Source organism: Mesorhizobium sp. M2A.F.Ca.ET.039.01.1.1, assembly GCF_003998035.1.
In the GTDB taxonomy this organism is placed as follows: Bacteria; Pseudomonadota; Alphaproteobacteria; order Rhizobiales; family Rhizobiaceae; genus Mesorhizobium.
In genome coordinates this window covers 1-7,842 of sequence record NZ_RZRY01000276.1, presented here as the reverse complement: position 1 = coordinate 7,842, position 7,842 = coordinate 1, and the positions used below count along the sequence as shown (strand labels likewise).

Annotated in this window: 6 protein-coding genes; 2 read left to right on the top strand and 4 right to left on the bottom strand. The window is 64.0% G+C overall.

Going from position 1 to position 7,842, the window contains the following annotated elements; all coding sequences use genetic code 11:
- Nucleotides 1–25: 25 nt before the first annotated feature.
- Entirely contained in the window at nucleotides 26–799 is a 774-nt protein-coding gene (locus EOA24_RS20415) for an amino acid ABC transporter substrate-binding protein (RefSeq protein ID WP_126080775.1), read from the bottom strand.
- Nucleotides 800–1,106: 307 nt separating this feature from the next.
- On the opposite strand from EOA24_RS20415, the gene EOA24_RS20410 reads away from it, so the two are divergent.
- Both EOA24_RS20410 and EOA24_RS20405 read left to right on the top strand, forming a co-directional pair.
- Nucleotides 1,107–1,970, top strand: coding sequence for an RNA polymerase factor sigma-32 (locus EOA24_RS20410; protein WP_042647759.1), 864 nt, complete (start codon nucleotides 1,107–1,109; stop codon nucleotides 1,968–1,970).
- Between the two features lie 171 nt (nucleotides 1,971–2,141).
- Entirely contained in the window at nucleotides 2,142–4,517 is a 2,376-nt protein-coding gene (locus tag EOA24_RS20405) for a caspase family protein (RefSeq protein WP_127410013.1), read from the top strand.
- Between the two features lie 226 nt (nucleotides 4,518–4,743).
- On the opposite strand, the gene EOA24_RS20400 is transcribed toward EOA24_RS20405, so the two are convergent.
- From EOA24_RS20400 to EOA24_RS20390, 3 genes are all read right to left on the bottom strand, one after another.
- Nucleotides 4,744–6,210 carry a M48 family metalloprotease gene (locus EOA24_RS20400; RefSeq protein WP_042647760.1) on the bottom strand — a complete coding sequence of 489 codons (1,467 nt, stop codon included), beginning with the start codon at nucleotides 6,208–6,210 and terminating at the stop codon, nucleotides 4,744–4,746.
- A 153-nt stretch (nucleotides 6,211–6,363) separates the two neighbouring features.
- Nucleotides 6,364–7,152, bottom strand: a complete 789-nt coding sequence (gene thiQ, locus EOA24_RS20395; RefSeq protein ID WP_126080773.1) for a thiamine ABC transporter ATP-binding protein — start codon at nucleotides 7,150–7,152, stop codon at nucleotides 6,364–6,366.
- Nucleotides 7,149–7,842, bottom strand: a 694-nt coding sequence (locus EOA24_RS20390) for an ABC transporter permease subunit (RefSeq protein WP_127410012.1), incomplete at its 5' end; no start/stop codon positions are given. The genes thiQ and EOA24_RS20390, both read right to left, overlap by 4 nt.

Below are 7,842 nucleotides of genomic sequence, written 5' to 3'. Positions count from 1 at the left end.
GAATTCAGGCAACAGACTGTTCGGCTTACTGGGAAACGTCCTGGCCGAAATACTTGTCGGCAATCTTCTTGTAGGTGCCGTCGGCCTTGATGTCGGCCAGCGCCTTGTTGATGGCCGCGACCAGTTCCGGATCGCCCTTGCGCACGATGACGCCGGAATAGTCGGCATTCTCTTCCTGCGCGGCGATCTTCACATTGGCGTCCGGCTTGTGCTTCTTGAAATCCAGGAAGGACAGGCTGTCGTTGATGGTGGCGTCGGCGCGGCCGGTGAGCAGAAGCTGGATCGACTGGTCGAAGCCGTCGGTGCCGACGAGTTCCGCGCCGTTCTTCTCGGCAAGCTTGCCGAAATTCGAGGTCAGCGACTGCGCCGACTTCTTGCCCTTGAGATCGGCGAAGGTCTTGATGTCGGTATTGTCGCCGCGCACGATCAGCACCGCCTTCGAGGCGATGTAGGGATCCGAGAAATCATACTTGGCCTTGCGCGCGTCGGTGATGCCGACCTCGTTGATGACGGCGTCGTAGCGGTTGGCGTCGAGGCCGGCGATCAGCCCATCCCACTTGCCTTCCAGGAACTCGACCTTGACGCCGAGCTTGTCGCCGATGGCCTTGGCGATCTCGACGTCGAAGCCGACCAGCGCGTTGGATTCGTCATGATAGGTGAAGGGCGCATAGGTGCCTTCCGTGCCGACCTTGAGCACGCCGGCCTGTTTGATCTGGTCGAGATTGGCGCCGGCATGGCCGGCGGTGACCGCCAGAACCTGCAGCGTTCCGACGATGAGGAGCGATTTAAGCCATTTCATTTTTCTGTGATCCCGTTTTGACCGGTATGCCGGTCCGATTGTGAGAGCCGGAAACTGACAGATAGAAGGTCGCGAAATAAGGAACCCGATTTCAAAAATCGGCTTTCCCGGAAATCTGATTCTCAAAATCGCCCGATAATCCGCGAAGCGGCATTTCGGGACCCGCTAACAGAATGTTCCCGCCGGCAACATTTGCCCCCTCGGGCGGCGGAACCATCCATGCGCCTGACACGTTGCATGGCTGTTGTAGGGCGCGGCGGCGTCTTTTCAACCGTCATGAGCGTAATGACCGCCAACAGGAGCCGGCATGATTGAGGACGCGGCAGGACGGACACTGGTCCGGGCGGCAATGAAGGCTCCCTATCTCGAGCGCGACGAGGAGCATGTCCTTGCGCTCCGCTGGAAGGAAGAGAACGACCAGCACGCGCTGCATCGGATCACCGTCGCCCATATGCGGCTGGTCATCTCCATGGCCTCGAAATTCCGCCATTACGGACTGCCGCTCGGCGACCTGATCCAGGAGGGCCATGTCGGCCTCCTCGAGGCGGCGGCTCGTTTCGAGCCCGCGCGCGAAGTGCGCTTCTCGACTTATGCCACCTGGTGGATCCGCGCCTCGATGCAGGACTACATCCTGCGCAACTGGTCGATCGTGCGCGGCGGCACCAGCTCGGCGCAGAAGGCGCTGTTCTTCAATCTCAGGCGTTTGCGCGCACGGCTGGCCAACGGCGCCGAGCCGCTCTCCAATGCCTCGCTCTACCGCGAGGTCTCGGCGGCGCTCGGCGTTCCCGAAGCGGACGTGGCGATGATGGATTCACGCCTGTCCTCCCCAGACAGCTCGCTCAACGCACCGCTTGCGGACGAAAACGGCGCTGCCGAGCGGATGGATTTCCTGGTCTCCGAAGACCCGTTGCCTGACGAGATCGTCGGCGAAAGAATCGACGTCCAGCGCCGCGCCCTCTGGCTGAAAAGCGCGCTTGGCGCGCTCAACGCCCGCGAGCTTCGCATCATCGAGGAGCGCAGGCTCAGCGATGACGGCGCCACGCTTGAATCACTTGGCGAACAGCTCGGCATCTCCAAGGAGCGTGTCCGCCAGATCGAGGCGCGTGCCATGGAAAAGCTGAAGCTGGCGCTGGTGAAGCAGAACCCGGAATTTCTGGCGGAGGCCGCCTGAGCAGCAACTTGAAGTTGTTGGCGAGTTCTATTCATTGAACAAAAATATATCCCCGTTGCGGCAAAAGCTTTCCTTCTTACTGTATCAGCGTATTGTGAATTCTTTAACAGACCCGCGCGCGCAACTGGTCTTTGGTGAATCCGACAGACCATAGCGGATGGGGGACTTGCCATGCTGCGATGCTGCGCCTTCCTTGCAGCCTTGATCCTCGTGGGCTTCGCGACGTTCGAAGCGCACGCTGACCGCAGGGTTGCCTTTGTGATCGGCAATTCGCAATACCGCAATATTCCGGCGCTCAAGAACCCGGACACCGACGCCAAGGACGTCTCGAAGACGTTCCGGCTGGCCGGTTTCGATGTATTCGTCGCCAAGGACGTCACCAAGCTGCAGTTCGAGGAGCAGTTCCGCAACTATCTCGCGGCCGCGGATGGCGCCGATCTCGCTGTCGTCTATTATTCGGGCCACGGGTTTCAGATCGGTGGCGTGAATTTCCTGATCCCTGTCGACGCTTCGCTCAAGCAGGCCGCCGACATCGAGGTTCAGGCGATCAAGCTCGATGACATGCTGGAGCAATTGCGCTCGAAGTCGAAAATCCAGATCATCATCCTCGATGCCTGCCGCAACAATCCGTTTCCGCGCAAGGACTACTGGCTGCGGGACCAGCTGATCACCGCTAGCGGCACCGGTCTTGCCGAGGTGAAAAGCTCGCAGAACGCGCTGATTGCCTTTGCCACCGGTCCCGATGCGATCGCCTATGACGGGACGGGCAACGCCAGTCCATTCTCATCCGCTTTTTCGCGCCGCGCGCTGGCGCCGAACCAGGAGATACGCGCGGTCATGGCCGCGGTGCGCCGCGACGTGGTCGCAGCCACCAAAGGCAAGCAGGTTCCTTGGGAGAACTCCTCGCTGATCGACGAAGTAGTGCTCATGCACCGTGCGAACAAGCCGGCGCTGCCGCCGGTGCTGGAGAGAGTCGTGCCGTCGGGGATCGGGCCGGTCGCGCTTGACCTGCCGACGCCTGTCACTGTCGACGGCAGCGCGGTCACCGTAAGCTTTGAAACGCTTCCCGCGCTCGCAGGCCTGGTGCTGGACGGCAAACCCGTCGCCGAAGGCGACCAGATTGCGGGCAACGACCTGCCGCGTCTGCTGATCGACCTGCCCAAGGCGTCCGACACGCAGGAACAGGTCGAAACGCTGGCCTATGCCACACATGACGAGTGGGGTGGCGTATCTCAGGGCATCCTGGTCTTGCGCATCAAGGGTGGCGCTGAGGGCCAGCAGAGCGCAGCGTCCCTGAAGGCCGAGCAGAAGCAATTGATGGTGGAGCGTGGCCTCCACATCACCGGTGCCGCCGAGGCGATCCAGAAGAAGAGCAAACTCAGCGTCCCGGTCGGCGTCGGCCCGGTTCCGTTGAACCTGGATTTTCCGACCGGAGACCCCGGCATCAGCCTGAAGCTCGCAAGTTACCCGGCAACAGGAACGCTGTCGCTGCCGGATCGCACATTGTCGCCGGATTCGACCATTCTGGCCAACGAGATCGACAAATTGCGCTACGAGCCGCAGATCGGCGCCGCCGCTCCCCTCGAGCTCGGCTTCCAGATCCGCGCTGGCAAGGCGTCAAAGCCGGCCACGGTGAAACTGTCGCCAAGCGTCGACCCTTGCGACCGGGCGGCAGGCGCGCCGCTCGACCTGCAGGGCGTCGCCCCCGGCCGCCAGCCGAACGAGATCGGCGGCGGAGCGATCGAAGCTTGCGAAGCGGCGGTTAAAGCCTACCCCAATGTCGTCCGCTTCCGCTATGAGCTCGGACGGGCGTTGCTGGCGGCCGGCAAGGTCGACGAGGCTAGGAAGGCCATTCAGGAGGCCGCCGACAAGGGCCATGCCCGAGCCGTTTTCGAGCTCGCCTATATGGCGGCGTCCGCAACAAGCACCGCCGCGGATGTTACGAAAGCGAATGGCCTCTATGCCCAGGCGGCCGACCAGGGCGATCCAGCCGCCATGGCTGCCTGGGGACGCGCTTTGTTCAACGGCGTCGGCGTCGAGCCGAACCCCCGAAAGGGATTGGACCTGCTGCTCAAGTCTGCGGCGATGGGGCATATCAGCGCCATGAACGATCTCGCGTTGATCTTCCAGGAAGGCCGCAATGGCGTGCCCGCCGATCCGGCCCGCGCTCTGGCGTTCCTCAAGGCCAGCATGGAACGGCAGGAAGTCTATTCGATGAGCATTCTCGGTCTTGCCGGGCGCCGCTTCCAGACAGCCGCTGTATGCAAGCCCAAGGTAATCACGAAGATCAGGGTGATCCGCGCGCCTGCACCGCCGATGATAACCCCACCTCCGGTCAAACCGGTGCCGCCCTTGATCGAGCCGGCGCCTTGGCGGGGCGGCAGTAGCGGCGATCGCCCGTCTCCTTCCAGGCAGAGCAGTACTGACGACAGCACTCCGGACAGCGACACTCCGGATCCCCCCGACAGCCCCGCCACGGGCGAACCTCCCGGCACCGACGCCAGCACCACAGGCTTTGGTGGCATCTCCACCGTCAGAGGTGGATAGCAGCCGCGACGCGTGGCCGGACCAGCCGGGACAACGCATGTCGCCATGTCGATTGCGCGGCTTAAAGCATGTATCCCGAAAGTGTGAATCGGTTTCGGGACAAAGAAACGCGTGACCAAAAACCTACGCGCATGGAGCGAATCTGAAAGGTCGCGACGCGCTTTAGGGATCGCACATCGCGGCAAGCTCTCAAAGCGCCGGGCCGCACGAACGCGAATGCGGAGCCCTACTTGTCGGTGACGATCTTGACCTTGTCGCCGGCCGATACGCTGGCGCCCGGCGACATGGCGTTGAGCACACGGAACAGATCGAGCTTGCGGTCGACGCCGACCATTTGCGCGGCGAGCGAGCCCATGGTCTGGCCGGCCTGGACGGTGACGACCCGGATATGCAGCGGCTTAAGCGCCGCCTTCTCGGCTGGGGTGAGCACTCGGAAGGAGCCGCTGACCGAGCGCGCCACAGGATCCAGCGAAGCGCTGGCCGAGGGCGCGGCCGTCAGCAGCCTGTAGACCTGCCCGCCGGCGCGGATCACCGCGATGTCGAACTGCCAGCCTTGCGCGTTGGCATGCGCCATCGCTGCCTCATTGCCGTTGATCGTCTCCTGGCGCACGCTGGCGTCTTCGAGCCCCGCCACCCAGCCGCTGCGGATGTAATCGGTCAGCGACACCGACTTGTCGATCGCCACGCCGTCGAAACGGATGGCGATGTCGCCCGGCCCGGTCGCGGTGACGGCGGCCGCCGAATTGTCGATGACGAAACCGTCCGGCACGGTGAAGGAGACCCCGAGATTGGGGTGCATGAAGGTTTGGCCGCGCACATAGCCTTCTTCCGGCGTGTCGCCGTAAAGCAGACCGTCAATGCCCGCGAGGAATGCGTCGCGGTCGCGCGTGCCGACGCCGGGGGGGCCGAAATTGCGCGCAAGGCGCTGCGCCAGTTCGATGCGTTGCGGCGTGTTGGGGTGCGTCGCCAGGAAGTCGAGGCTGGCGTCGGTGGCGCCGCTGACCGAGCGGAAATCGGTATAGGCCGACATCGACTGCAGGAAGCGGCCAGCTGCGTAAGGATCGTAGCCCGCCTCGCCGATCGACTTGATGCCGATGGCGTCGGCCTGCAGTTCCTGGTTGCGCGAGAACTGCGCCAGCCGAAGCTTGCCGCGGATCAGGGCCGCCTTGGCGGTCGGGCTGTCGCCAAGCACGTCCGACACCACCTTGGTCGCCAGGCCTTCCTCGGCCTCGAGCTGCTGCCGTTGCAGCCCGTGATTCGCCGTGACGTGGCCCATCTCATGGGCGATGACGGCGGCAAGCTCGGAGGAATCATTGGCCAGCGCCAGCAGGCCGCGCGTCACATAGAGATAGCCGCCCGGCAGCGCGAAGGCGTTGACGTTGGGCGAGTTGAGGATGGTGATGCGATAGGTCTGGGTCGGGTTGGCCGACACCACGGTCAGATTGCCGACGACCTTGGCCACCATGCGTTCGAGCTTCGGGTCGGAATACTCGCCGCCATAGGTGGCGAGAATGCGCGGATGCTGCGCTTTCGCCATTTCGGCGAGCTTGGCGTTGGCGACGACATTGTCGACGGTGATCGGCTTGTCGGAAGGCTGGAAGCCGCTCTCCTGCACGTCCGGCGGCGTGAACATCTGACAGCTCGCCAGCACGGCAACGCCCGCCAGCGCGAAAAATCGTGCCAGTGGCCTCATCCACACTTTCTCAGCGCCGGTCGACAGATCGGCTTCCTTTCGAAATCTTTCGGCAAATCGCGGCCCCGCCGGACCTGCATGGCCGGACCTAGCCATACTCCCCCGGACAAGGCAAGCAAACGCCGGATCACCCGTTGCCGGTTTGAGCGTAAATTATGTCCGCTTCCGGGCAATATGTTGTGATCCGGCAACGGTGCCGCCTCGATCGCCGATATAGCGCCGGAACGCATCCGGTCCAGACCGATCGAAGAAATCATCAGCCGGCCCGGTCGCCGCGATCCTGCCCTCATCCAGAAAGGCCACGTTCTGGCCGATGCGGCGCGCATCTTCCGGCTGATGGGTGACGAACAGCACCGTCATTTTGCGCTCGGCATGGATGCCGGCGAGAAGGTCGAGCATGTCCTCGCGCAGCGCCGGGCCGAGCGACGCGAAAGGTTCGTCGAGCAGCAAGACGGGCCGGTCACGCAGCAGCACCCGCGCCAGCGCGACGCGCTGCCTTTCGCCGCCGGAAAGCTCGCGCGGCAGCCGCTTTTCCTTGCCGGCCAGGCCGACGCGCGCCAGCGCCTCGGCGACGGCGGCGCGATCGCCATCGCCGAGCTTCAGCGACGGCGAGCGGCCGAGCCCGACATTGGCCTCGACCGTAAGATGCGCGAACAGATTGTTTTCCTGGAACACCATCGACACCGGTCGCGCCGAGGGCGGCGTGGCGCCGATATCGATGCCGCCGATCAGCACCTTGCCGCTATTAGGTGTTTCGAAGCCGGCTATCAGATTGAGCAGCGTCGACTTGCCGGAGCCGCTCGGCCCCATGATGGCGGTGATCCTGCCCGCCGCGAACTCGGCATTGAAGCGGAAGGACGATTCGCCATAGCTGAACGACACGTCTTCGAGTGTGACGGTCAGCGCCTTCCCTGCCGCGATGCCGTTATCCGTCGATGTCATGCCCTTGCTTCCCGCCCCAGCCCATCGGCGACGACGACCAGCATCAGGCAAACCAGGCCGAGCAGCAAGGCGAGCCCCGCCGCGTCGGCGGTCCGGTAGCTGCCCATGCGCGCAAGCAGAAGATAGGGCAAGGTCTGCACGGAATCGCTGCCGAACAGCGCGATCACGCCGAGATCGCCGAGCGACAGCGCCATGGCGAAAGCGAAGCCGGTGGCCAAGGGCCGCCTGAGCGACGGCCAGTCGATCAGGCTGAGCCGGGTCCAGCCGGATATGCCAAGCGCCAGGCAAAGCCGCTCATGGCGTTCGCTCGCCGCGTCATAGGCTGGGCGAATGGCACGGATGGCGAAGGGCATCGCCATCACCGCGTTGACGGCGACGACCATCACCGGCGCGACGGCAAAGACATCGGTGATGTTGCGCAGCGCCAGGAACCAGCCGGCGCCAAGAACTATCGGCGGCACGACGAGCACGAAGCCGGCGCCGGTGTCGGCGGCATGCTCGAGCAGCGACATGGCGCTGCCGGCACGGCGACGCAAAGCCAATGCGCGCCGCGCCGCGATCAATACCAGCGACAGCGACACGCTGAGCAGCGCCGCGATCAAGGCGAGCCCGGCGCTAGTAAGCGTCGCGCGGCGCTGCTCAGCGTGTCGCTGTCGCTGGTATTGATCGCGGCGCGGCGCGCATTGGCTT